Origin of the sequence: Bacillus sp. TH19 (genome assembly GCF_016651075.1) — a bacterium.
In the GTDB taxonomy this organism is placed as follows: Bacteria; Bacillota; Bacilli; order Bacillales; family Bacillaceae_G; genus Bacillus_A; species Bacillus_A mycoides.
Genome location: NZ_JAEKEO010000007.1, coordinates 17,811 through 42,984 on the forward strand (window position 1 = coordinate 17,811; position 25,174 = coordinate 42,984).

At 40.2% G+C, this 25,174-nt stretch carries 32 protein-coding genes and 1 other annotated feature; all 32 genes read right to left on the reverse strand.

The window, feature by feature from the left end:
- Nucleotides 1-17 precede the first annotated feature (17 nt).
- The 32 genes from rpsN to JFU54_RS03935 all read right to left on the reverse strand — a co-directional run bounded on the left by rpsN (nucleotide 18) and on the right by JFU54_RS03935 (nucleotide 25,173).
- Complete coding sequence (gene rpsN / locus JFU54_RS03780) at nucleotides 18-203, reverse strand: 30S ribosomal protein S14 (protein WP_001085700.1); 186 nt, start codon at nucleotides 201-203, stop codon at nucleotides 18-20.
- A gap of 33 nt (nucleotides 204-236) precedes the next feature.
- Complete coding sequence (gene rplE / locus JFU54_RS03785) at nucleotides 237-776, reverse strand: 50S ribosomal protein L5 (RefSeq protein ID WP_002091528.1); 540 nt, start codon at nucleotides 774-776, stop codon at nucleotides 237-239.
- Between the two features lie 26 nt (nucleotides 777-802).
- On the reverse strand, nucleotides 803-1,114 hold the full coding sequence (gene rplX / locus JFU54_RS03790) for a 50S ribosomal protein L24 (RefSeq protein ID WP_000558201.1): 312 nt from the start codon (nucleotides 1,112-1,114) through the stop codon (nucleotides 803-805).
- Nucleotides 1,115-1,152: 38 nt separating this feature from the next.
- Nucleotides 1,153-1,521 carry a 50S ribosomal protein L14 gene (gene rplN / locus JFU54_RS03795; RefSeq protein WP_000615912.1) on the reverse strand — a complete coding sequence of 123 codons (369 nt, stop codon included), beginning with the start codon at nucleotides 1,519-1,521 and terminating at the stop codon, nucleotides 1,153-1,155.
- 43 nt (nucleotides 1,522-1,564) lie between these two features.
- Nucleotides 1,565-1,828: a 30S ribosomal protein S17 gene (gene rpsQ / locus JFU54_RS03800; protein ID WP_002091526.1), complete on the reverse strand. Its 264-nt coding sequence runs from the start codon at nucleotides 1,826-1,828 to the stop codon at nucleotides 1,565-1,567.
- 20 nt (nucleotides 1,829-1,848) lie between these two features.
- Complete coding sequence (rpmC, locus tag JFU54_RS03805) at nucleotides 1,849-2,049, reverse strand: 50S ribosomal protein L29 (protein ID WP_002091523.1); 201 nt, start codon at nucleotides 2,047-2,049, stop codon at nucleotides 1,849-1,851.
- Entirely contained in the window at nucleotides 2,039-2,473 is a 435-nt protein-coding gene (rplP, locus tag JFU54_RS03810) for a 50S ribosomal protein L16 (protein ID WP_000928969.1), read from the reverse strand. Before rplP ends, rpmC begins: the two co-directional genes overlap by 11 nt.
- Before the next feature lies 1 nt (nucleotide 2,474).
- Nucleotides 2,475-3,134, reverse strand: a complete 660-nt coding sequence (rpsC, locus tag JFU54_RS03815; RefSeq protein ID WP_002009771.1) for a 30S ribosomal protein S3 — start codon at nucleotides 3,132-3,134, stop codon at nucleotides 2,475-2,477.
- Nucleotides 3,135-3,137: 3 nt separating this feature from the next.
- Entirely contained in the window at nucleotides 3,138-3,479 is a 342-nt protein-coding gene (rplV, locus tag JFU54_RS03820) for a 50S ribosomal protein L22 (protein WP_002009773.1), read from the reverse strand.
- Nucleotides 3,480-3,496: 17 nt separating this feature from the next.
- Nucleotides 3,497-3,775 carry a 30S ribosomal protein S19 gene (rpsS, locus tag JFU54_RS03825; protein ID WP_000124452.1) on the reverse strand — a complete coding sequence of 93 codons (279 nt, stop codon included), beginning with the start codon at nucleotides 3,773-3,775 and terminating at the stop codon, nucleotides 3,497-3,499.
- Nucleotides 3,776-3,835: 60 nt separating this feature from the next.
- A complete protein-coding gene (gene rplB / locus JFU54_RS03830; protein ID WP_000511584.1) occupies nucleotides 3,836-4,666 on the reverse strand; it encodes a 50S ribosomal protein L2 in 831 nt (276 codons plus the stop codon).
- 28 nt (nucleotides 4,667-4,694) lie between these two features.
- Nucleotides 4,695-4,985: a 50S ribosomal protein L23 gene (rplW, locus tag JFU54_RS03835; protein ID WP_001205557.1), complete on the reverse strand. Its 291-nt coding sequence runs from the start codon at nucleotides 4,983-4,985 to the stop codon at nucleotides 4,695-4,697.
- On the reverse strand, nucleotides 4,985-5,608 hold the full coding sequence (gene rplD / locus JFU54_RS03840) for a 50S ribosomal protein L4 (protein WP_001127261.1): 624 nt from the start codon (nucleotides 5,606-5,608) through the stop codon (nucleotides 4,985-4,987). The genes rplW and rplD overlap by 1 nt, the downstream gene beginning before the upstream one ends.
- Before the next feature lie 25 nt (nucleotides 5,609-5,633).
- Nucleotides 5,634-6,266: a 50S ribosomal protein L3 gene (rplC, locus tag JFU54_RS03845; protein ID WP_000160209.1), complete on the reverse strand. Its 633-nt coding sequence runs from the start codon at nucleotides 6,264-6,266 to the stop codon at nucleotides 5,634-5,636.
- 34 nt (nucleotides 6,267-6,300) lie between these two features.
- Nucleotides 6,301-6,609 (reverse strand): 30S ribosomal protein S10, encoded by a 309-nt coding sequence (gene rpsJ, locus JFU54_RS03850; protein WP_001040595.1) that lies wholly within the window; start codon nucleotides 6,607-6,609, stop codon nucleotides 6,301-6,303.
- A gap of 401 nt (nucleotides 6,610-7,010) precedes the next feature.
- Nucleotides 7,011-8,201, reverse strand: a complete 1,191-nt coding sequence (gene tuf, locus JFU54_RS03855) for an elongation factor Tu (protein ID WP_002009778.1) — start codon at nucleotides 8,199-8,201, stop codon at nucleotides 7,011-7,013.
- 117 nt (nucleotides 8,202-8,318) lie between these two features.
- A complete protein-coding gene (gene fusA / locus JFU54_RS03860) occupies nucleotides 8,319-10,397 on the reverse strand; it encodes an elongation factor G (protein ID WP_002113318.1) in 2,079 nt (692 codons plus the stop codon).
- 206 nt (nucleotides 10,398-10,603) lie between these two features.
- Nucleotides 10,604-11,074 carry a 30S ribosomal protein S7 gene (gene rpsG / locus JFU54_RS03865; RefSeq protein ID WP_001137492.1) on the reverse strand — a complete coding sequence of 157 codons (471 nt, stop codon included), beginning with the start codon at nucleotides 11,072-11,074 and terminating at the stop codon, nucleotides 10,604-10,606.
- Between the two features lie 29 nt (nucleotides 11,075-11,103).
- Nucleotides 11,104-11,526: a 30S ribosomal protein S12 gene (rpsL, locus tag JFU54_RS03870; RefSeq protein ID WP_001142341.1), complete on the reverse strand. Its 423-nt coding sequence runs from the start codon at nucleotides 11,524-11,526 to the stop codon at nucleotides 11,104-11,106.
- Between the two features lie 114 nt (nucleotides 11,527-11,640).
- On the reverse strand, nucleotides 11,641-11,889 hold the full coding sequence (locus tag JFU54_RS03875) for a 50S ribosomal protein L7ae-like protein (protein ID WP_000121833.1): 249 nt from the start codon (nucleotides 11,887-11,889) through the stop codon (nucleotides 11,641-11,643).
- A 113-nt stretch (nucleotides 11,890-12,002) separates the two neighbouring features.
- Complete coding sequence (gene rpoC / locus JFU54_RS03880) at nucleotides 12,003-15,614, reverse strand: DNA-directed RNA polymerase subunit beta' (protein WP_002009783.1); 3,612 nt, start codon at nucleotides 15,612-15,614, stop codon at nucleotides 12,003-12,005.
- Between the two features lie 37 nt (nucleotides 15,615-15,651).
- Nucleotides 15,652-19,185, reverse strand: a complete 3,534-nt coding sequence (rpoB, locus tag JFU54_RS03885; protein ID WP_002113316.1) for a DNA-directed RNA polymerase subunit beta — start codon at nucleotides 19,183-19,185, stop codon at nucleotides 15,652-15,654.
- A 291-nt stretch (nucleotides 19,186-19,476) separates the two neighbouring features.
- Nucleotides 19,477-20,076 (reverse strand): class I SAM-dependent methyltransferase, encoded by a 600-nt coding sequence (locus JFU54_RS03890; RefSeq protein WP_002124684.1) that lies wholly within the window; start codon nucleotides 20,074-20,076, stop codon nucleotides 19,477-19,479.
- 76 nt (nucleotides 20,077-20,152) lie between these two features.
- Nucleotides 20,153-20,512, reverse strand: a complete 360-nt coding sequence (rplL, locus tag JFU54_RS03895; RefSeq protein WP_002009788.1) for a 50S ribosomal protein L7/L12 — start codon at nucleotides 20,510-20,512, stop codon at nucleotides 20,153-20,155.
- A 67-nt stretch (nucleotides 20,513-20,579) separates the two neighbouring features.
- Nucleotides 20,580-21,080 carry a 50S ribosomal protein L10 gene (rplJ, locus tag JFU54_RS03900; protein WP_002009790.1) on the reverse strand — a complete coding sequence of 167 codons (501 nt, stop codon included), beginning with the start codon at nucleotides 21,078-21,080 and terminating at the stop codon, nucleotides 20,580-20,582.
- Between the two features lie 39 nt (nucleotides 21,081-21,119).
- Nucleotides 21,120-21,265: a sequence feature (ribosomal protein L10 leader region), on the reverse strand.
- 49 nt (nucleotides 21,266-21,314) lie between these two features.
- Nucleotides 21,315-22,007 (reverse strand): 50S ribosomal protein L1, encoded by a 693-nt coding sequence (gene rplA / locus JFU54_RS03905; protein WP_002009792.1) that lies wholly within the window; start codon nucleotides 22,005-22,007, stop codon nucleotides 21,315-21,317.
- 180 nt (nucleotides 22,008-22,187) lie between these two features.
- Nucleotides 22,188-22,613 carry a 50S ribosomal protein L11 gene (gene rplK / locus JFU54_RS03910; RefSeq protein ID WP_001085872.1) on the reverse strand — a complete coding sequence of 142 codons (426 nt, stop codon included), beginning with the start codon at nucleotides 22,611-22,613 and terminating at the stop codon, nucleotides 22,188-22,190.
- A 168-nt stretch (nucleotides 22,614-22,781) separates the two neighbouring features.
- Nucleotides 22,782-23,315, reverse strand: coding sequence for a transcription termination/antitermination protein NusG (nusG, locus tag JFU54_RS03915; protein WP_002009795.1), 534 nt, complete (start codon nucleotides 23,313-23,315; stop codon nucleotides 22,782-22,784).
- 131 nt (nucleotides 23,316-23,446) lie between these two features.
- Nucleotides 23,447-23,626, reverse strand: coding sequence for a preprotein translocase subunit SecE (gene secE, locus JFU54_RS03920; RefSeq protein WP_002009797.1), 180 nt, complete (start codon nucleotides 23,624-23,626; stop codon nucleotides 23,447-23,449).
- 32 nt (nucleotides 23,627-23,658) lie between these two features.
- Nucleotides 23,659-23,805: a 50S ribosomal protein L33 gene (gene rpmG, locus JFU54_RS03925; RefSeq protein WP_012260172.1), complete on the reverse strand. Its 147-nt coding sequence runs from the start codon at nucleotides 23,803-23,805 to the stop codon at nucleotides 23,659-23,661.
- 128 nt (nucleotides 23,806-23,933) lie between these two features.
- Nucleotides 23,934-24,593 carry an RNA polymerase factor sigma-70 gene (locus JFU54_RS03930; RefSeq protein ID WP_002009799.1) on the reverse strand — a complete coding sequence of 220 codons (660 nt, stop codon included), beginning with the start codon at nucleotides 24,591-24,593 and terminating at the stop codon, nucleotides 23,934-23,936.
- A gap of 67 nt (nucleotides 24,594-24,660) precedes the next feature.
- A complete protein-coding gene (locus JFU54_RS03935) occupies nucleotides 24,661-25,173 on the reverse strand; it encodes an NYN domain-containing protein (protein ID WP_002009801.1) in 513 nt (170 codons plus the stop codon).
- Between the last annotated feature and the right edge of the window lies 1 nt (nucleotide 25,174).

The following is a 25,174-nucleotide window of genomic DNA, read 5'->3' on the forward strand; positions in this document are numbered from 1 at the left end:
CTTCCCATTTGTGGGTTTTACCAACTAGCTTTTTTAACACCAGGAATTTGACCTTTATATGCAAGTTCACGGAAACAAATACGGCAAAGCTTAAATTTGCGGTATACAGAATGCGGACGACCGCAGCGTTCGCAACGTGTATACTCTTGTACTTTAAACTTAGGAGTACGCTTTTGTTTCGCGATCATAGATTTTTTAGCCACGTTTTCGCCTCCTCTACTTAGCGTTGGCTTCCATTATTTTTGGAATGGCATACCGAATTGTGTTAAAAGTTCACGAGCTTCTTCATCAGTTTTCGCTGTAGTAACGATTACGATGTCCATACCGCGGACTTTACTTACTTTATCATAATCAATCTCAGGGAAAATTAGTTGCTCTTTAACACCTAATGTGTAGTTCCCACGACCATCGAATGATTTCTTAGAAACACCACGGAAATCACGTACACGTGGTAAAGAAACTGATACTAATTTGTCGAAGAACTCATACATTTGTTGTCCGCGTAAAGTTACTTTCGCACCGATTGGCATACCTTCACGAAGACGGAAACCAGCGATTGATTTTTTAGCGCGAGTTACAACAGGTTTTTGACCTGCGATTTGCGTTAATTCTTCTACTGCATTGTCTAAAGCTTTTGAGTTAGATACCGCGTCACCAACACCAGTGTTGATTACGATCTTTTCGATTTTCGGTACTTCCATCACAGATTTATAGTTAAACTTGCTCATTAGAGCAGGAGTAATTTCCTTTTGGAACTTCTCTTTAAGGCGATTCAATGAAGTGACCTCCTTTCTTAAGAAAATTATTTATCTAATAATTCACCAGATTTTTTTGCAATACGAACTTTTTTACCATCTTCTACTTTGAAGCCTACGCGAGTAGGTTCGCCTGTTTTCGGATCTAATACCATAACATTAGAAACGTGAATAGGTGCTTCTTTCGTAATAATTCCACCTTGTGGATTTAATTGAGATGGCTTAGAGTGTTTTTTAACGATGTTAACACCCTCAACGATAACACGGTTTTGCTTTGGGAAAGCCACAAGGATAACGCCTTGTTTTCCTTTGTCTTTACCAGTGATTACCTGAACTTTATCACCTTTTTTTACATGCATCTTAATTCTGCACCTCCTTAGCAAGGCAATACCTTAAATTATAGAACTTCTGGAGCTAAAGAAACGATCTTCATGAAGTTGCTATCACGTAATTCACGAGCTACTGGTCCGAAGATACGAGTACCACGTGGGCTCTTATCGTCTTTGATGATAACCGCTGCGTTTTCATCAAATTTAATATAAGAACCGTCCGGACGACGAGCTCCGCTCTTCGTACGTACCACTACTGCCTTAACAACGTCACCTTTTTTAACAACGCCACCTGGTGTTGCTTGTTTTACCGTAGCAACGATAATATCACCAATATTAGCATATTTACGACCAGAGCCGCCTAATACTTTAATTGTTAAAAGTTCACGTGCACCAGAGTTGTCAGCAACTTTCAAACGAGATTCTTGTTGGATCATGTTATGAAACCTCCCTTCGGACTAAAAATTCCGATTCGTCTATTTAGATAACAACCGCTTCTTCAACGATTTCAACTAAACGGAAACGCTTAGTAGCAGAAAGCGGGCGAGTTTCCATGATTTTAACGATATCGCCAAGTTTTGCTTGGTTTTGCTCATCATGGGCTTTGTACTTTTTAGAATACTTAACACGTTTTCCGTACAAGGAATGAGTTTTGTAAGTTTCAACTAAAACTGTAATCGTTTTGTCCATTTTATCAGACACAACACGACCAGTATAAACTTTGCGTTGGTTACGTTCGCTCACTATGCAAACCTCCCCTCAATTTATCGATTAATTCCGATCTCTCTTTCACAAACTACAGTTTTCATACGAGCAATCGCTTTACGCACTTCACGGATGCGAGTTGGATTCTCTAATTGTCCTGTAGCAAGTTGGAAGCGAAGATTGAACAATTCTTCCTTTAAAGCTTTAACTTTTGTTTCGATTTCGGCAGTGGTTAATTCACGAATATCATTAGTTTTCATTAGATTCACCACCATTTTCTTCACGTTTTACGAACTTACATTTCACAGGTAGTTTGTGAGCTGCAAGACGTAATGCTTCGCGTGCTACCTCTTCAGATACACCCGCGATTTCGAACATAATTTTCCCAGGTTTTACTACTGCTACCCAGCCTTCTGGTGCCCCTTTACCGGAACCCATACGTACTTCTAGAGGTTTTGCAGTGTAAGGTTTAGAAGGGAAAATTTTAATCCATACTTTACCGCCACGTTTCATGTAACGAGTCATTGCACGACGAGCAGCTTCGATTTGACGGTTTGTAATCCATGAAGCAGCTTGTGCTTGTAAACCGAATTCACCGAAAGCAATTTCAGTTCCACCTTTTGCACGACCACGCATTTTACCACGATGCTCTCTACGATATTTTACGCGTTTTGGCATTAACATATTATTTTCCTCCTTCCTCAGAAGCTTTCTTTTTTGTAGGAAGGACTTCTCCACGGTAGATCCATACTTTTACGCCTAATTTACCGTATGTTGTATCAGCTTCAACTGCTGCATAGTCAATATCAGCGCGAAGTGTATGAAGTGGAACAGTTCCTTCACTGTAAGATTCTGCACGAGCGATATCAGCCCCGCCAAGACGACCAGAAACCTGTGTTTTAATACCTTTTGCTCCTGCACGCATAGCACGTTGAATAACTTGCTTTTGTGCACGACGGAATGATACACGGTTTTCTAATTGACGAGCGATGTTTTCGCCCACTAATTTAGCGTTAAGATCAGCTCTCTTAACTTCTAAAATGTTAATGTGTACACGCTTGCCTGTTAATTGGTTAAGAGCTTTACGAAGTGCTTCAACTTCAGTACCACCTTTACCAATTACCATACCAGGTTTTGCAGTGTGAATTGTAACATTTACACGATTTGCTGCACGTTCGATTTCTACTTTAGCAACAGCAGAATCTTTTAAGCGTACAGTAATGTACTCACGGATTTTGATGTCTTCATGTAATAACGTAGCATAATCTTTCTCAGCGAACCAACGAGATTCCCAGTCGCGGATAATACCGACACGAAGACCAATTGGATTAACCTTCTGACCCATCGATTATCCCTCCTTCTTTTCTGATACCACAACTGTGATGTGGCTTGTGCGTTTGTTAATTTGGCTTGCACGACCCATTGCACGTGGACGGAAACGTTTCAACGTTGGACCTTCGTCAACGAAGACTTTTTCAACAACTAGGTTGTTAATATCCATCTCATAATTGTGCTCTGCATTTGCGATTGCAGATTTTAAAACTTTTTCTACAACTGGAGAAGCAGTTTTTGGTGTGTGGTTAAGGATAGCAATCGCTTCACCCACTTGCTTACCTCGGATTAAGTCTACTACTAAACGAACCTTACGAGGAGCAATACGAACTGTTCTCACTACTGCTTTAGCTTGCATTGAAGTGCCTCCTCTCATTATCTTCTAGTTTTCTTATCGTCAGCAAGGTGACCTTTATACGTACGAGTTGGTGCGAATTCACCTAACTTATGGCCAACCATATCCTCAGTGATGTACACAGGTACGTGTTTACGACCATCATATACAGCAATTGTATGTCCGATGAACTGAGGGAAGATTGTTGAACGGCGAGACCAAGTTTTAACAACTTGTTTTTGCTCAGATGCAACTAATTTTTCCATTTTGTTCATTAAGTGATCATCGACAAATGGTCCTTTTTTTAAGCTACGAGCCATTTTGGTGCCTCCCTTCGTGATTGGCGTACGGTTCTTGAAATGAACCGTACTACAATCCCATTATTTTTTACGACGACGAACGATAAATTTATCAGACGCTTTGTTTTTCTTACGAGTCTTGAATCCAAGAGTTGGTTTACCCCATGGAGACATTGGAGACTTACGTCCGATTGGAGAGCGTCCTTCACCACCACCGTGTGGGTGATCAACCGGGTTCATTACAGAACCACGAACTGTTGGGCGCTTACCTAACCAGCGAGAGCGACCTGCTTTACCGATTTTGATAAGTTCGTGTTGTTCGTTACCAACTTGACCGATTGAAGCGCGACAAGCAGATAATACTAAACGTACTTCACCAGAAGTTAAACGTACAAGTACGTATTTTCCTTCTTTACCAAGTACTTGAGCAGACGTACCAGCAGAACGGACTAATTGTCCTCCACGACCAGGCTTAAGCTCGATATTATGAACAACAGTACCTACTGGAATGTTGATTAATGGTAATGCGTTACCGATTTTAATGTCAGCTTCAGGGCCAGACATAACTTCCATACCTACTTCTAAAGTTTTAGGAGCAAGAATGTAACGTTTTTCACCGTCAACGTAGTTAATTAATGCGATATTCGCAGAGCGGTTTGGATCGTATTCGATCGTAGCAACGCGTCCTGGAATTCCATCTTTGTTACGCTTAAAGTCGATGATACGGTATTGACGCTTATGTCCGCCACCTTGATGACGTACAGTAATTTTACCTTGGTTATTACGACCAGCCTTTTTGCTTAAAGGAGCAAGTAAAGACTTTTCTGGTCTGTCAGTCGTGATTTCAGCGAAATCATTCGTAGTCATGTTACGACGACCGTTAGTAGTTGGATTATACTTTTTAATTCCCATCTCAATTTCCCTCCTTCTTTAGTAAGAATTAAACGCCTTGGAAGATTTCGATTTCTTTGCTGTCAGCAGTTAGCTTAACGATTGCTTTACGACGACGGCTAGTAAAACCAGCGTGACGACCAACACGTTTTGCTTTCGGCTTGTAGTTCATGATATTTACTTTGTCTACATTAACACCAAAGATCGCTTCTATAGCGTCTTTAACCTCTGTTTTATTAGATTTAACGTCCACGTCGAACGTGTATTTTTTTTCAGCCATCATTTCCATAGAACGTTCAGTGATAACTGGGCGCTTAATGATATCACGAGGATCTCTCATTATGCAAGCACCTCCTCTACTTTTTCCACTGCCGCTTTTGTCATGATTAGCTTATCATGATGAAGCACATCTAGCACGTTTACGCCATCAGCAGTGATTACTGTTACTCCAGGGATATTGCGAGCAGATAACTCTACAGATTCGTTTGCATCAGCAGTTACGATAAGAGCTTTCTTCTCAACAGTTAATCCTTTAAGTACTGCTACCATGTCTTTTGTTTTTGGTGCATTTAACACTAGGTCCTCAAGAACTACAATGTTGTTCTCAACTACTTTAGTAGCTAATGCAGATTTGATTGCTAAACGACGAACTTTCTTAGGAAGTTTGTACGCATAGCTTCTTGGTGTAGGTCCGAATACCGTACCACCACCACGCCATTGAGGAGAGCGGATAGAACCTTGACGAGCACGTCCAGTTCCTTTTTGACGCCATGGTTTACGACCACCACCACGAACTTCAGAACGAGTTTTTACTTTGTGTGTACCTTGACGTAAAGATGCACGTTGCATCATTACAGCTTCAAATAGTACAGCTTCATTTGGTTCGATACCGAAAATAGCTTCAGCTAATTCGATTTCACCAACCTGTGAACCAGTTTGGTTATATACAGTAACTTTTGGCATTGGAATTCCTCCTTCCTATTGTGAATTATTTGCTAACCTTCACAGCGCCTTGAACAACTACAAGAGATTTCTTAGCACCTGGAACGTTACCTTTTACTAGTAATAAGTTGCGCTCAGTGTCAACTTGAACGATTTCTAAGTTTTGGATAGTAACTTGGTCTCCACCCATACGTCCAGCAAGTTTTTTGCCTTTGAATACACGGTTCGGAGCAACTGGCCCCATTGAACCTGGACGACGGTGATAGCGAGAACCATGAGACATAGGTCCGCGAGATTGTCCGTGGCGTTTAATAACACCTTGGAAACCTTTACCTTTAGAAATTCCTGTTACGTCAACGATTTCACCTGCAGCGAAAACTTCAACTTTTACCTCTTGACCAACCTCTAATCCGTCCACGTCTGCATCGCGGATTTCGCGAATGAAGCGCTTAGGAGTTGTAGATGCTTTAGCAGTGTGGCCTTGTTCAGGTTTGTTAGTTAACTTTTCACGTTTATCTTCAAATCCTAACTGAATTGCGTTGTAGCCATCAGTTTCAGTTGTTTTCTTTTGAAGAACAACGTTTGGATTAGCAGCGATTACCGTTACTGGGATTAACTCACCGTTCTCAGCAAATACTTGAGTCATACCGATCTTTCTTCCTAAGATTCCTTTGGTCATGAGTTACACCTCCTACATTTTTAAGTTATATGAATTATAGTTTGATTTCGATATCTACACCAGATGGTAAATCTAAACGCATTAATGAATCTACTGTTTGCGGAGTAGGACTCACGATGTCGATTAGACGTTTGTGTGTGCGCATTTCGAATTGTTCACGAGAATCTTTGTACTTATGAACAGCACGAAGAATTGTGTAAATAGTCTTCTCAGTTGGTAATGGGATCGGACCAGAAACTGTTGCCCCAGAACGCTTAGCTGTTTCTACAATTTTCTCAGCTGATTGATCAAGAATACGGTGATCATAAGCTTTTAAACGGATACGAATTTTTTCTTTTGCCATTATTTTCCCTCCTTCGTTCGCCTATTTCTAAAATAGACCTTCTCCATGGAAATTTCCCCACACCATGCCATGGCAAAGCGGCCGGGTGTGTCAGCAACCTTCCACTTCATCGCAGTCAAAGACCAACATTGTCTATTATACAATGTTATTCGTCTAGATGCAAGCATCTTTTTGTTCGCATCTGCTTTTCTCTACTTTTGCTATTATACATGGCACTTTAAAGAATATCAAGTTTTCATCTACTCTTATTCAACTTACAGTTTTTGGGTGTTATTTTTCGTTTTATATACTATAGAAGAAACTCATCCAAAAATAGAAAATACACCTCTTTCTTCTATAGTAATAAGCAATAAAAAAACTCAAGGGAGAATCCCTTGAGTTTTTAATAATCTAATTAAAGACTACTCAGCAACGATTGTAGCAACTACACCGTAACCTACTGTACGTCCACCTTCACGAATAGAGAATTTAGTTCCCTCTTCGATAGCGATTGGAGCGATAAGTTCGATAGTCATTTCGATGTTGTCACCAGGCATTACCATTTCAGTACCTTCTGGTAATTGGATGATTCCAGTTACGTCAGTTGTACGGAAGTAGAACTGTGGACGGTAGTTAGCGAAGAATGGAGTATGACGTCCACCTTCTTCTTTAGATAATACGAAAACCTCAGCTTTGAATTTAGCGTGTGCTTTTACAGAGCCAGTTTTAGCAAGAACTTGTCCACGTTGGATGTCTTCACGAGCAACCCCACGAAGTAGAGCACCGATGTTGTCTCCAGCTTGAGCTTGGTCAAGAAGCTTACGGAACATTTCTACACCAGTTACAGTTGTAGTAGCATTCTCTTCAGCAAGACCGATGATTTCTACTACGTCACCAACTTTAACGATTCCACGCTCAACACGACCAGTTGCAACTGTACCACGACCTGTGATAGAGAATACATCCTCGATAGGCATTAAGAATGGTTTGTCAGTTTCACGTTCTGGAGTTGGGATGTAAGCATCAACTTCAGTCATTAATTCGATAATTTTTTCTTCCCACTCAGCTTCTCCTTGAAGAGCTTTAAGAGCAGAACCTTTAATTACAGGAATATCGTCGCCTGGGAATCCGTATTCAGATAATAGGTCGCGAACTTCCATTTCTACTAATTCTAATAATTCTTCGTCATCTACCATGTCGCATTTGTTTAAGAATACAACGATGTAAGGAACACCTACTTGACGAGAAAGAAGGATGTGCTCACGTGTTTGAGGCATTGGACCATCAGCAGCAGATACTACTAAGATACCGCCGTCCATTTGAGCAGCACCAGTGATCATGTTTTTAACATAGTCAGCATGACCTGGGCAGTCAACGTGTGCATAGTGACGAGTTTCAGTTTCGTACTCAACGTGTGCAGTTGAGATTGTGATTCCGCGCTCTCTTTCTTCTGGAGCAGCGTCGATTTGATCGTATCCGCGTGCTTCAGCACCACCAGCTTTTGCAAGAACTGTAGTGATCGCAGCAGTTAATGTAGTTTTACCATGGTCAACGTGGCCGATTGTACCGATGTTAACATGGGGTTTAGAACGTTCGAATTTAGCTTTAGCCATTCTAAATTCCTCCTTAGTTTATATGGGTTATTTTATATTTAGACTAGAAAGTGAAACTTGCGTCTCACTTTCTAAGCTTACATAAGTAGTTATACTTGAACAATCGATAAAAATCAATTATTCACCTTTATTTTTTTTAATAATTTCTTCAGAAACAGACTTCGGTACTTCTTCATAATGATCAAATGTCATTGAGAATGTTCCGCGTCCTTGAGTGTTAGAACGTAATGCCGTTGCATAACCGAACATTTCAGAAAGTGGAACCATAGCGCGAACAACTTGAGCGTTACCGCGAGCTTCCATACCTTCTACACGTCCACGACGAGATGTTACGTCGCCCATAATGTCACCCATGTACTCTTCAGGAATTACAACTTCAACTTTCATCATTGGCTCAAGAATTACTGGGCTACATTTAGAAACCGCAGCTTTAAGCGCCATAGATGCAGCGATTTTGAACGCCATCTCAGATGAATCGACATCATGGTAAGATCCGTCAACTAACGCAGCTTTGATGTCAACTAGTGGGTAACCAGCTAGTACACCATTTTTAAGTGAGTCTTCAAGACCCGCTCCAACAGCTGGGATGTATTCACGTGGAACTACACCGCCGACGATTTTGTTTTGGAATTCAAAACCTTTACCTTCTTCATTAGGTTCAAACTCAATCCAAACGTGACCGAATTGTCCACGACCACCAGATTGACGAGCGAACTTACCTTCAACTTTCGCAGCAGCGCGGAAAGTCTCACGGTATGCTACCTGAGGAGCACCAACGTTTGCTTCCACTTTGAATTCACGGCGCATACGGTCAACGATGATATCAAGGTGAAGTTCACCCATACCAGCGATGATTGTTTGGCCAGTTTCTTGGTCAGTGTGAGCACGGAATGTTGGATCTTCTTCAGAAAGCTTAGATAATGCTGTACCCATTTTATCTTGGTCAGCTTTAGATTTTGGTTCGATAGCTACAGAGATAACTGGTTCTGGGAATTCCATAGACTCAAGGATAACAAGGCTCTTCTCGTCACAAAGAGTATCACCAGTAGTAGTATCTTTTAAACCTACAGCAGCAGCGATATCACCAGCGTAAACTGTTGAAATCTCTTCACGGCTGTTAGCGTGCATTTGTAGGATACGACCTACACGCTCACGCTTACCTTTAGTTGAGTTTTTCACGTATGATCCAGAGTTTAACACACCAGAGTACACACGGAAGAACGTTAACTTACCAACATAAGGATCAGTCATGATTTTGAATGCTAAAGCTGCGAATGGTTCTTCATCGCTAGACTTACGCTCGATAGCTTCATCTGTATCCGGAAGAGTACCTTTAATAGCAGGTACATCTAATGGAGATGGTAGGTAGTCGATAACTGCGTCTAACAGAATTTGAACACCTTTATTTTTGAATGCAGAACCACAGATTACTGGGAAGAATTCTACAGAAGTTGTAGCCTTACGGATACCAGCTTTAAGCTCTTCTACAGTGATTTCTTCACCTTCTAGGTACTTCATCATCATTTCTTCATCAAGCTCAGCTACCGCTTCAATAAGTTTTCCACGGTATTCTTCAGCTAATTCTTTATGCTCTTCAGGAATTTCGACACGCTCGATGTCTGTTCCTAAATCGTTAGCGTACATGTAAGCACACTCTTCAACAAGGTCAATGATACCATTGAACTCATCTTCAGCACCGATTGGTAACTGAATTGGATGTGCGTTTGCTTGTAAACGATCGTGGATTGTTCCTACAGAGTATAAGAAATCTGCACCAATCTTATCCATTTTGTTAACGAATACGATACGAGGTACACCATAAGTAGTAGCCTGACGCCAAACAGTTTCTGTTTGTGGTTCTACACCAGATTGTGCATCAAGTACTGCTACTGCGCCATCAAGTACGCGTAAAGAACGTTCTACTTCTACTGTGAAATCTACGTGTCCTGGAGTGTCAATGATATTTACACGGTGACCTTTCCATTGTGCTGTAGTTGCAGCAGAAGTAATTGTGATACCACGTTCTTGCTCTTGCTCCATCCAGTCCATCTGAGATGCACCTTCATGAGTTTCACCGATTTTATGAATACGTCCTGTGTAATACAGAATACGCTCAGTTGCTGTTGTTTTACCAGCATCGATGTGAGCCATGATACCAATATTACGAGTGTTTTCTAAAGAGAACTCTCTAGTCATTTGGTGTCTTGCTCCTTCCATATATGGATTGGATTATTTTATTTTAAGTAGCAAAAAAGCCACTTTATATTGTTACATATGCCAGTGTCCAGTACCCTCATTATGTAAAACGAGCGCCCAACGAAAGGGAGAGGCATTCTCCCTCTCCACACTTCCATAAGCGACAAATAAAGCGGTTTATGCTTACATTTATTTTACGTTGAATCCTACCAACGGTAATGAGCAAATGCTTTGTTAGCTTCTGCCATTTTATGAGTGTCTTCACGTTTCTTAACAGATGCACCAGCGTTGTTAGCTGCATCTAAGATTTCGTAAGCTAGACGCTCTTCCATAGTTTTTTCACCACGAAGACGAGCATAGTTTACTAACCAGCGAAGACCTAAAGTTGTACGACGTTCTGGACGAACCTCAACTGGAACTTGGTAGTTAGCACCACCAACACGACGAGCGCGTACTTCAAGAACAGGCATGATGTTCTTAAGAGCTTGCTCGAATACTTCCATTGGTTCTTTATCTGAACGTTCACGAACGATATCGAAAGCGTTATAAAGAATTGTTTGAGATTTACCTTTTTTACCGTCAACCATCATTTTGTTGATTAGGCGTGTTACAAGTTTAGAATTGTACATTGGATCTGGTAACACGTCACGTTTCGCAACAGGTCCTTTACGAGGCATATTGAGTTCCTCCTTTCATTATAAGTTTATTATTTTTTAGCAGGTTTTGGTCGCTTAGTACCATATTTAGAACGTCCTTGCATACGTTTGTCAACACCAGCTGTATCAAGCGCACCACGAACGATGTGGTAACGTACCCCTGGTAAATCCTTTACTCGACCACCGCGAATTAATACTACGCTATGCTCTTGTAGGTTATGACCGATACCTGGGATGTAAGCTGTAACTTCAATACCGTTTGTTAAACGTACACGAGCGTATTTACGTAACGCTGAGTTCGGTTTCTTCGGAGTCATTGTACCAACACGAGTACACACACCACGTTTTTGAGGTGCAGAGATATCAGTTGATTTTTTCTTTAAAGAATTAAAACCTTTGTTTAACGCAGGTGATTTAGACTTCCATACTTTATCAGTACGACCATTTCTCACTAATTGGTTAATAGTAGGCATTTGATTATCCTCCCTTCGCATGTTTGTATGACCACATATCCAGGTGGTTCATTATTAGTTGAAAACAAAGTTTTTGCAAGGAAGAGCAAATGCTCTCTCCTCACAAAAACAGTTTTAACTTATTATTCCTATTGCTGAAGCTCCCACTTGAATCCCCGAAACTTTTCCAAGCTTACGAACTGATTCAACTTTGGTTATGGGTATGTTATGTTGCAAGGCAGTACGAATGATAACATGGGTTAACCGCACATCAGCATCTTCCGCAATAACAACTTCTTTAACTATACCATTTTTGATTGCTTCCAATGTTCGTTTATGACCAACGACTACATTTTCAGCATTTGACACTTTTTGATAAGACATTTAAATATCCTCCAAAGCATCATTCAGGAGCAACCTTGATTATAGTAACATTTTGTCTCATACAATGTCAACTAGGATCAGCTGTTTTTATACAAAATTTACGACGGAAAATTTTACTGTTCCACATAAACTTCATCGTTTTCTACATTCATGTTATCTTGTGTTGTTTTTACAAGATCCACTTTGCGATAACGATTCATACCTGTTCCAGCAGGAACAAGCTTACCGATAATAACATTCTCTTTCAATCCTAGAAGCTCATCGCGTTTACCCTTAATTGCTGCATCTGTTAGAACACGAGTTGTTTCTTGGAATGACGCCGCAGATAAGAACGAATCTGTCTCAAGTGAAGCTTTTGTAATACCAAGTAGAACCGGTCTAGCCGTTGCTGGTTGTTTACCTTTCAGTAACACCTTCGCATTCGCATCAGTAAACTGATGGATATCTAGTAATGTTCCTGGTAATACATCTGTTTCACCCGCATCACTTACACGAACTTTACGTAGCATTTGACGTACCATTACTTCTACGTGTTTGTCACCAATTTCTACCCCTTGCATACGGTATACTTTTTGAACTTCACGTAATAAGTATTCTTGAACTGCTGTAATGTCCGTTACTTTTAGTAATTCCTTCGGATCAATAGAACCTTCTGTTAACTCTTTACCGTGGCTAATTGGCTGTCCTAGAGTTACTTTCAGACGAGCACCGTAAGGAATAGCATACGTACGAGCTTCAACTTCACCCTGTACAACTACTTCTTGGCGATCTTTAACATCGTTGATCGCTGCGATAACACCGTCAATTTCACTGATAACTGCCTGACCCTTCGGATTACGAGCTTCGAAGATCTCTTGGATACGAGGTAAACCTTGTGTGATATCATCCCCGGCAACCCCACCTGTATGGAACGTACGCATCGTTAACTGTGTACCTGGCTCACCGATAGATTGAGCTGCGATAATACCTACCGCTTCTCCTACTTCTACGTCTGTACCAGTTGCTAAGTTACGACCGTAACACTTCTTACATACACCATGGCGAGTATTACACGTAAACGCTGAACGAATGTTTACAGTTTCAACACCCGACTTTTCAACGATATGAGCAATATCTTCAGTAATTAATTGATTTTCAACAACTAATACTTCACCTGTTTCAGGATGTTTTACAGTTTTTCTTGCAAAACGTCCAACAAGACGATCATATAGTGACTCAATAACTTCATTACCCTCTTTAATCGCACCAATTAGTAAACCGCGATCTGTTCCACAATCATCTTGACGAACAATTACATCTTGTGCAACGTCTACAAGACGACGTGTTAAGTAACCAGAATCGGCAGTTTTAAGTGCTGTATCGGCAAGACCTTTACGCGCACCATGCGTAGAGATGAAGTACTCAAGTACTGTTAAACCTTCACGGAAACTCGATTTGATCGGAAGCTCAATGATACGACCAGATGGATTGGCCATCAGACCACGCATACCAGCAAGCTGAGTAAAGTTCGATGCGTTACCACGGGCACCGGAATCACTCATCATGAAGATTGGGTTGCGTTTATTCAAGGATTTCATCAGCTTTCCTTGGATAACATCTTTTGCATTACTCCAAATAGAGATAACGCGATCGTAACGTTCTTCTTCCGTGATTAAACCGCGACGGAATTGTTTAATTACATTATCTACTTTTGCTTGTGCTTCATGGAGAATTTCATCTTTTTCACCTAATACAAGAATATCTGATACCCCAACTGTAATACCAGCTTTTGTAGAGTATTTAAATCCTAAGTTTTTCATACGGTCAAGCATGCGAGACGTTTCTGTAATTTGGAAACGTTTGAATACTTCCGCAATAATATTACCAAGGATTTTCTTGCTAAATGGTGCCACTTCTTCGCGACTAGCAATAATTTCTTTAATGTTCGCACCTTTTTCAACGAAATATTCCGCTGGTGTTTCTTTTTCAAGGTTTGAGTTTGTTGGTTCATTAATATAAGGGAACGACTCTGGTAAGATTTCGTTAAATATTAATTTACCAACTGTTGTTAATAGAAGCTTACTCTTTTGCTCTTCAGTAAACGTTACATTATTTACCGAACTCGCAGCAACTGCAACACGTGTGTGCAGATGTACATATCCATTTTGGTATGCAAGTATTGCTTCGTTTGCATCTTTGAAGACCATACCTTCACCGATTGCACCCTCGCGCTCAAGTGTTAAGTAATAGTTACCTAATACCATATCCTGAGATGGAGTAACAACTGGTTTTCCGTCTTTTGGATTCAAGATGTTTTGTGCCGCTAACATAAGGATACGAGCTTCTGCTTGTGCCTCTGATGATAACGGAACGTGAACCGCCATTTGGTCACCGTCAAAGTCCGCGTTGTATGCAGTACATACAAGTGGGTGAAGACGGATTGCACGACCTTCTACTAGTGTAGGTTCAAACGCCTGGATACCAAGACGGTGAAGTGTTGGTGCGCGGTTTAGAAGCACTGGATGCTCTTTGATCACAGATTCTAAAACGTCCCAAACTTCAGGGTGTACACGCTCGATTTTACGTTTAGCACTCTTAATGTTGTGTGCTAATCCTTTTCCAACTAACTCTTTCATAACGAAAGGTTTAAACAATTCAAGTGCCATTTCTTTCGGCAATCCACATTGGTACATCTTTAAGTTCGGTCCTACAACGATTACAGAACGGCCAGAGTAGTCAACACGTTTACCTAATAAGTTTTGACGGAAACGTCCTTGTTTACCTTTAAGCATGTGAGATAGTGATTTTAATGGACGGTTACCTGGTCCAGTAACTGGACGGCCACGGCGACCATTATCGATTAATGCGTCTACAGCTTCTTGTAACATACGTTTTTCGTTTTGAACGATAATGCTTGGTGCACCTAAGTCCAATAGACGTTTTAAACGGTTGTTACGGTTAATTACACGACGATATAAGTCGTTTAAGTCAGAAGTAGCAAAACGTCCACCATCTAACTGTACCATTGGGCGTAGTTCTGGTGGGATAACTGGAAGAACCTCTAAGATCATCCAAGATGGGTGATTTCCAGAGTTACGGAATGCTTCTAATACTTCTAGACGTTTAATAGCACGAGTACGGCGTTGTCCTTGTGCTGTTTTTAATTCTTCTTTTAAGAAGTCTACTTCTTTATCTAAATCGATGTCTTGCAGTAATTTTTTAATCGCTTCTGCACCCATAGCAGCATGGAATGTACTGCCATATCGATCACGATATGCACGGTATTCTTTTTCAGAAAGTAATTGCTTCTTATCAAGTGGTGTATCTCCACTTTCTGTTACAACATAAGAAGCGAAATAAATTACTTCTTCAAGCGCGCGAGGGGACATGTCTAAGACAAGTCCCATGCGGCTCGGGATACCTTTGAAATACCAAATATGAGATACAGGAGCAGCTAATTCGATATGACCCATACGTTCACGACGAACTTTTGCACGCGTTACTTCAACGCCACATCGATCACAAACTACACCTTTATAACGTACACGTTTATATTTCCCGCAATGACATTCCCAGTCCTTTTGTGGTCCGAAAATACGCTCACAGAACAAGCCATCTTTTTCAGGCTTTAACGTACGATAGTTAATTGTTTCTGGTTTCTTAACTTCACCGTATGACCAAGAACGAATCTTGTCAGGTGAAGCAAGTCCAATCTTCATATATTCAAAGTTATTTACATCTATCAAGGGGCCTACCTCCCTTTTAGTCTACAGGTTATCCCAATTATTCCTTAGTTGTCTCAACTTCAACATTCAATTTATCTGCTGATTGATGATCATCGTCATCTTCCGTATCACGCATTTCAATTTCTGTATCGTTGATAGACATCATTTTAACGTCCATACCTAAACTTTGCAGTTCTTTAATCAATACTTTGAATGATTCAGGAACGCCTGGTTCTGGAACATTTTCACCTTTAACAATTGCTTCATACGTCTTAACACGTCCAATAACATCATCAGACTTCACTGTTAAGATTTCTTGAAGAGTATAAGCAGCACCATAAGCTTCAAGTGCCCAAACCTCCATCTCACCGAAACGCTGTCCACCGAACTGAGCTTTACCTCCAAGAGGTTGCTGCGTTACAAGTGAGTATGGTCCAGTAGAACGAGCATGAAGTTTATCGTCAACCATGTGCGCAAGTTTGATCATATACATGACACCAACAGATACACGGTTATCGAATGGCTCACCAGTACGTCCGTCATACAGGATTGTTTTCGCGTCATTTGCCATACCAGCTTCTTCAATTGTGCCCCATACATCTTCCTCACGAGCACCATCGAATACCGGTGTTGCAATGTGAATACCAAGGTATCTTGCTGCCATACCAAGATGAAGCTCTAATACCTGACCGATATTCATACGAGATGGTACCCCTAATGGGTTTAACATGATATCGATTGGCGTACCATCTGGTAAGTAAGGCATATCTTCTTCCGGTAAAATACGGGAGATAACACCTTTGTTACCATGACGACCGGCCATTTTGTCACCTTCAGAAATTTTACGCTTTTGAACGATATATGCACGTACAAGTTGATTCACGCCTGGTGGCAATTCATCGCCATCTTCACGGTTAAACACTTTTACGTCTAAGATAATACCGCCACCACCGTGTGGTACACGTAGTGATGTATCACGTACTTCACGTGCTTTTTCACCGAAGATTGCATGTAATAGACGTTCTTCTGCCGTTAATTCTGTTACACCTTTTGGCGTTACTTTACCAACAAGTAGATCTCCATCTTTTACTTCAGCACCGACGCGAATAATACCGCGCTCGTCAAGATTACGAAGTGCATCTTCTCCAACATTCGGGATATCACGTGTAATTTCTTCTGGTCCAAGCTTCGTATCACGAGCTTCTGATTCATATTCTTCAATATGGATAGAAGTGTACACATCATCTTTTACAAGGCGCTCACTCATGATGATCGCATCCTCATAGTTATAACCGTCCCATGTCATAAAGCCAACAAGCACGTTACGTCCAAGCGCCAGTTCACCTAGTTCCATAGAAGGACCATCCGCAAGGATTTCACCTTTTACAACTTGGTCTCCAACACTTACGATTGGACGTTGGTTGTAGCAAGTTCCTTGGTTAGAACGAATGAATTTTTGCATTTTGTAGCGATCTAAGTCGCCTTTTACTGTTTGACCGTCAACGTCTACATAGCGACGTACCCAAACTTCACGTGCTTCTACGCGCTCAACAACACCAGGCTGTTTACAGATTACTGCAGCACCTGAGTCTTTTGCTGATACGTACTCCATACCTGTACCTACAATCGGAGATTCCGGATTTATTAACGGAACCGCCTGACGTTGCATGTTCGCTCCCATAAGTGCGCGGTTAGAGTCATCGTTTTCTAAGAACGGAATACAAGCTGTCGCTGCCGACACTACTTGTTTTGGAGATACATCCATGTAGTCGATGCGTTCTTTATTTGTGACAATGTTTTCACCACGGAAACGAGCTACGATATCTTCATCAAGGAATTCCCCTACTTCAGATAATTTCATATTCGCTTGGGCTACAACATAGTTATCTTCTTCATCTGCTGTTAAATAATCAACCTGCCCTGTTACAAGACCAGTTTCTGGGTCAACACGACGGTATGGCGTTTCAATGAAACCAAACTCATTTACTTTCGCAAACGAAGATAATGAGTTAATCAAACCGATGTTTGGTCCCTCTGGCGTTTCAATTGGACACATACGACCATAGTGAGAGTAGTGAACGTCACGTACTTCAAAGCCTGCGCGCTCACGCGTTAAACCACCGGGTCCTAATGCAGATAGTCTTCGTTTGTGAGTTAGCTCTGCTAATGGGTTTGTTTGATCCATGAACTGAGATAACTGAGAACTTCCGAAGAACTCTTTAATAGATGCAATAACCGGGCGAATGTTAATTAACGCTTGTGGTGTAATTGCATTTGTATCTTGAATCGACATTCTCTCACGAACAACACGTTCCATACGAGAAAGACCGATACGGAATTGGTTTTGTAGTAACTCTCCTACAGAACGCAGACGACGATTTCCTAAGTGGTCAATATCATCTGTATCCCCTACTTTATATAGCAAGTTAAAGAAGTAGCTAATAGAAGCAAGAATATCACCTGGTGTGATGTGTTTTATATCACGAGTAATATTTGCATTCCCAATTACGTTTATAGATCGTTCGCCTTCTGATTCTGGAGCATAAATCTTAATAGATTGCAGCTCAACATCGCCTGCTACCACTCCACCCATTGGTTTCGCTGTTTTGAATCCAATGTTTTTCTCTAAGTAAGGTAGAATGCGATCCAGTGTACGACGATCTAAGACTGTTCCTTCTGCCGCTAAAATTTCACCAGTTTCTGGATCCACCAGTGTTTCAGCTAAACGTTGGTTAAACAATCTGTTTTTAATGTGTAGCTTTTTGTTGATCTTATAGCGACCTACATTTGCTAAATCGTAGCGCTTCGGATCAAAGAAACGAGACACAAGTAAGCTCTTTGCATTTTCTACTGTTGGTGGTTCACCAGGGCGTAGACGCTCATAAATTTCAAGCAATGCTTTCTCTGTGCTATCTGTGTTGTCTTTTTCTAACGTATTGCTTAAGTATTCGTTATCACCTAAAAGCTCGGTGATTTCTTGATCAGAGCCAAACCCTAATGCGCGTAACAAAACAGTTACAGGAAGTTTACGCGTACGGTCAATACGCACATATACAACATCCTTAGCATCTGTTTCATACTCTAACCAAGCTCCGCGGTTTGGAATTACAGTAGCAGTAAAACCACGTTTTCCGTTTTTATCCACTTTGCCACTATAGTATACGCTTGGAGAGCGAACTAACTGGGAAACGATAACACGTTCTGCACCGTTAATTACGAATGTTCCAGTCTCTGTCATGAGTGGGAAATCTCCCATGAACACATCTTGTTCTTTTACTTCACCAGTTTCCTTGTTGATTAGACGCACTTTTACACGAAGTGGTGCTGCATACGTCACATCACGCTCTTTGCATTCTTCTACAGAGTATTTAGGTTCACCCAAGCTGTAGTCGATAAATTCAAGCGATAGATTTCCCGTAAAGTCTTCGATCGGAGAAATGTCTTGGAACATTTCTCGCAAACCCTCATCAAGAAACCACTGATAAGAAGAGGTTTGAATTTCGATAAGATTTGGTAACTCTAATACTTCACTAATACGGGCATAACTTCTTCGTTGGCGGTGGCGTCCGTATTGAACTAGTTGACCTGTCAACTGCTTCACCCCTCAAATCATGAGTATTATAAATGCACAAAAAAATTTGTGCAAAATCACAAATAAATACAACTACTGCTATTAGCGTAGTTTTTTTCTCTTAAAGATAGATACGTTGAGTCTTTCTACCTGCTCAAAAAAGAAAAATGGCTTCTATAAGAAAACCATCATTCTGTTTCATAATCTGCTGATTTTACTATCTTTTCCAAGAGAAGCAAAAATATACATCTTTCTCAACGCAGAAAATCATATATTGGCATTGTATAATGTTAACATAGCCAAAAATAACCGTCAACGCTTTTTTGATTTTATGATATAATATCCTTTTTTCTTTTCTACAACTTCAACTTCAGAAAATACTTCTTCTAGTTTTTTCATCGCAGATGGCGCACCTTGTTTCTTTTGAATAACAATCCACAATTCTCCACCTGAAACTAAATACTCCACAGCCTTTTCTAAAATCTCATGCACGATATCTTTACCAGCACGAATTGGAGGATTAGATAGAATAACAGCATACTTGCCATCTACATTTTCATAGACACTACTTTGTAAAATACGTATATTTTCAATTCTGTTATTAGCGGCATTTTCTTTTGCAAGTCCCAAGGCCCTTTCATTCACATCCACCATGTGAATTTCACGATTTTGAAACTCTTTCGCTAACGACAAACCGATTGGACCGTACCCACATCCTACGTCTAACACATTACCTTTAACATCTGGCATTTGAAACGCTTCAATTAAAAGACGAGAACCAAAGTCCACTTCGTTTTTCGAGAACACCCCATGGTCAGATAAAAAAGTAAATCGAGATTCACGAAGTGTAACTTCCCATCGTTTACGATCACTTTTACTAGAAGGGTCGTTAGAAAAATAATGGTCTGCCATATGGCCACCTCTTTTCTTTACAGTTAAAAAAAAAGCTCGCATAAGAGCGAGCTTTTTTTAAAGCACCAAAAGTTAATTACTTAACTTCTACAGCAGCGCCAACTTCTTCAAGTTTAGCTTTCATTTCTTCAGCTTCCTCTTTAGTAACGCCTTCTTTGATTGCTTTTGGAGTGTTGTCAACTAATTCTTTAGCTTCTTTTAAGCCAAGACCAGTGATTTCACGTACAGCTTTGATAACTTTGATTTTTTGAGCGCCAGCACTTGCAAGTACTACGTCAAATTCAGTTTGCTCAGCAGCAGCTTCACCAGCGCCACCAGCTACAGCTACAGGAGCAGCAGCAGTTACGCCGAATTCTTCCTCGATAGCTTTTACTAAGTCGTTAAGTTCTAATACAGTCATAGATTTAACTGCTTCAATGATTTGTTCTTTAGTCATTGTAAATATCCTCCCTTAAATAGGTTTGTATTGTTTTATAGATAACAAGTAATTATCTTTTAAAAAATTAAGCGCCTTGCTCTTCCTTTTGATCTGCAACTGCTTTAGTAGCAAGTGCAAGGTTACGGATTGGAGCTTGAAGAACGCTAAGAAGCATAGAAAGTAAGCCTTCACGTGATGGAAGAGTAGCGATAGCTTTAACCTCATCAAGTGTTACAAGTTTACCTTCGATTACGCCCGCTTTAATTTCTAAAGCTTCATGATTTTTAGCGAAGTCGTTTAATACTTTCGCAGGAGCAACTACATCCTCGTTACTGAACGCGATTGCGTTTGGTCCTGTTAAGAATTCGTTTAACTCAGCCATTTCAGCAGACTCTGCAGCACGACGAGTTAAAGAGTTTTTGTAAACTTTGAACTCAACGCCAGCTTCACGTAAGTTTTTACGTAATTCTGTTGCTTCAGAAACTGTTAAACCACGGTAGTCAACAACAATTGTAGATTTACTCGCGCGAAGTTTTTCAGCGATTTCAGTTACAACTTGTTGTTTAGTTTCGATTACTTTGCTCATGTTATTACACCTCCTGTAGATTATATAGAAGATGTACCGAAAGTGCACTAAAAACCTCCATGCCCAACTTGTAGACATGGAGGCATATAGTCACAGAAAAAAGATTCCGCTTCGTATATTAACACCTAGGTAGGAAATTAAGTCGAATCGACTCCTACTGTCTACGGTACACTATTAAAATTCACAACATAAATGATTATATTAAAACTTCTTTATGAAGTCAACTTCCAATTTTTACGCAAGTGTAGAAACGTCTACGCGTACGCCAGGTCCCATTGTAGAAGCAACAGTTGCGTTCTTCATGTAAGTACCTTTTGCAGCAGCTGGCTTAGCTTTTTGTAGCGTGTCAGCAATTGTTTTGAAGTTTTCTACTAATTTAGCATCTTCGAAAGATACTTTACCGATTGGAACGTGGATGTTACCAGCTTTATCAACGCGGTATTCAACTTTACCAGCTTTGATTTCGTTAACAGCTTTAGTTACATCGAAAGTAACTGTTCCAGTTTTAGGGTTTGGCATTAAACCTTTAGGTCCTAATACACGACCAAGTTTACCAACTTCACCCATCATGTCAGGAGTTGCTACTACTACATCGAAATCAAACCAACCTTTTTGGATTTTACCGATGTAATCAGCATCGCCTACGAATTCAGCGCCAGCAGCTTCAGCTTCTTTTGCTTTTTCGCCTTTAGCGAATACTAATACACGTTGTACTTTACCAGTACCGTGTGGAAGAACAACTGCACCACGAATTTGTTGGTCAGCTTTCTTAGGGTCAACACCTAAACGGAATGCAGCTTCTACAGTTGCATCAAATTTAGCTGTGTTTGTTTTCTTTACTAATTCTACTGCTTCTGTTGCAGAGTAAGCAGATGCACGATCAACAAGCTTCGCAGCTTCAACGTACTTTTTACCTCTTTTAGCCATGTTTGTTTCCTCCTTGAATGTGGTTTTAGCGGAATAACCTCCCACGTTTACGCCTTCATTCCGGGAACCCCCGAGGATGTGCGCCCATCCATTTATTTAAAAATGATGATCATTTACGATAATAAAGGTTGCGAATTGGAATTCCAGACCCGCAACCTTTTTTACAAAAAACAAATCGAATTAGTCTTCGATAACGATGCCCATACTGCGCGCAGTACCTTCAACCATACGCATTGCAGCTTCTACGCTAGCAGCGTTTAGGTCAGGCATTTTAGTTTCAGCGATTTCGCGTACTTTATCACGCTTAACAGTTGCCACTTTATTACGGTTTGGTTCACCAGAACCAGACTCAATACCAGCTACTTTCTTAAGAAGAACAGCAGCAGGAGGAGTTTTAGTAATGAAAGTGAATGAACGGTCCTCAAATACCGTAATTTCAACAGGGATGATAAGACCAGCTTGATCAGCTGTACGAGCGTTAAACTCTTTACAGAAGCCCATGATGTTAACACCTGCTTGTCCTAATGCTGGACCAACCGGCGGAGCTGGATTAGCTTTACCTGCAGGAATCTGAAGTTTTACCATTTTAATTACCTTTTTAGCCACGAGACACACCTCCTTAAGTCCGTGATGTGGTCAATTGGGCAGTGATTTGCCCTCCCACTTCATATTTTATCATAATGATAAAATCTTTTTCAAAAAACGTCTCCGTTACCGAAGACGTACTGACTTAAAAGATATTATCACTTTTTACAATTCATTTCAAGTTTCATTTTATAATTTTTCAATTTGATGGAAATCAAGTTCAACCGGAGTCTCGCGACCGAACATGTCTACAAGCACGCTAACTTTTTTCTTTTCCACATCAATTTCTTCAATCGCACCTGTATAATCCGCGAATGGCCCCTCATTTACACGCACTGTTTCATGAAGTTCAAATTCGAAATCAACCACTTCATTGTCCATTCCCATATGCTTCATGATGGTAACAACTTCCTCTTCTAATAGAGGCGATGGTTTAGATCCTGAACCAGAAGAACCGACAAAGCCTGTTACACCTGGCGTATTACGAACAACATACCAAGAATCATCAGTCATGATTAGTTCTACTAATACGTAACCTGGGAACACTTTTCTTTTCGTTATTTTTTCTTTACCATTTTTCATTTCTACTTCTACTTCTTCCGGGACAACAACACGGAAAATTTTATCTTGCATACCCATTGATTCTACACGTTTCTCTAGGTTTGCTTTTACTTTATTTTCATATCCAGAATAAGTATGGACAACATACCAACTTTTTTCCATTCATTTAGGACGAGCGTCCTTCCCTCCCTGACGTACATTTTTTTGCGCAAATGAAAAAACCCGTTCACCGGGCTTTTACACAGTTCTTATAAATAACATTATATCATGGATAAGTGCTTCTTATTCAAGAATTAACCAAGAATTAACCGAATTAAAGAAGAAATGCCCATATCAACCACTGCGAAGAAAATCGCAAAGAACACAACTGTCGCGATAACAGTCGTTGTTGATCGGAGTAATTCATCTTTTTTAGGCCAACTTACTTTTTTCATTTCGCGACCTACATCGCCGAAAAAGTTCGTTAAACGCATCTACGGGACCTCCAGTTTATTATTTCAATTATTTATTTTGTTTCTTTGTGAACTGTATGCTTATTGCATGTTTTACAAAACTTCTTTATCTCAAGTCGCTCTACTGAGCTCGTATCTTTCATCGTAGAGTAGTTTCGATTTTTACACTCTTCACATGAGAGTACAACTTTTTTCCTCATTAGTTACACCAACCTTGTAACATTGTCCCTAAAAATGTATCATACAACAAAAGACAATGTCAATGTCATGACTTTCACTCTCTTAACAAAAAGAAAACAGGTGAATTATTTTACACCTGCGGCACTTGCTATGAATTTAAAGTTGTGCTCTCTCTCATCTCCATATATCTTTCTAATTTCCTTTTTACACGCTGCAATGCGTTATCAATAGATTTCACGTGCCTGTTTAACTGTTCTGAAATTTCTTGATAGGAACGACCATCTAAGTATAAAGAGAGCACTTTTCTTTCTAAATCGCTTAATAATTCAGATATTTTAGATTCTATGTCTGTATATTCTTCCTGACTTATAATCATCTCTTCTGGATCAGTTACTTTCGATTCCGAAATAACATCTAATAATGTTCGATCAGATTCCTCATCGTAAATTGGCTTATCTAAAGACACATACGAATTTAACGGAATATGTTTTTGCCTTGTTGCTGTTTTAATAGCGGTAATAATTTGTCGAGTGATACACAGTTCAGCAAATGCTTTGAACGAAGACAGCTTGTCCCCTTTATAATCACGAATAGCTTTAAACAATCCAATCATGCCTTCTTGAACAATATCTTCTCGATCGGCACCCACTAAGAAATAAGATCTTGATTTCGCGCGAACAAAGTTCTTATATTTGTGAATTAAATATTCTAGAGCGTCAGTATTACCTTTTCGAACTAACTCAACGATTGCCTCATCCTCTAAATCACGAAATGTAACGTCGCCTACACTTACGAAGCCTGCTTCCACCCTGATCCCTCCGACCGCTATATATTTAGCAATATTATACAGTAAAAAGATAAAGAGCGTCAATGCTTCAACGCTCTCCTCTTCTTAATTTTTCTAATTTTTCTGTAATATCTTCACTAAATATCTTTCGCATGGCGGGTTGCTTTTCTTTCGTGTCTTTTGTACACCTTCTTACTTGTTGTTCCATCGCTTGCACTTCTAACTCTAATTCACGCGCAGATTTTCGAAGTGCACCTTGCGCAAATATAATCCACTGCTCCGTATAATCCGAAGTTGCAACGTATATTTGTGTATTTATATTTCTAAGCTCAATCGCAAGTTGTTCTATCTTTTCATCTGCAGTTTGATTTTTTCTCGTGAATATTACTTCCACCCGTGATTGTTTCATCTTTTTTTCAATACCATAGACTGTATAGGCATCAAAGACAATCATTACCTTTGTGCCTGTATACCCTTGATAATCCGCCATCTTATCAATAAGTGCGTCTCTTGATGACTGTAAATCTACATCCCGCAGTTTCTTCAAGTCTCCCCAAGCCCCGATAATGTTGTAACCGTCAACGATTAAAATATCGTTCATT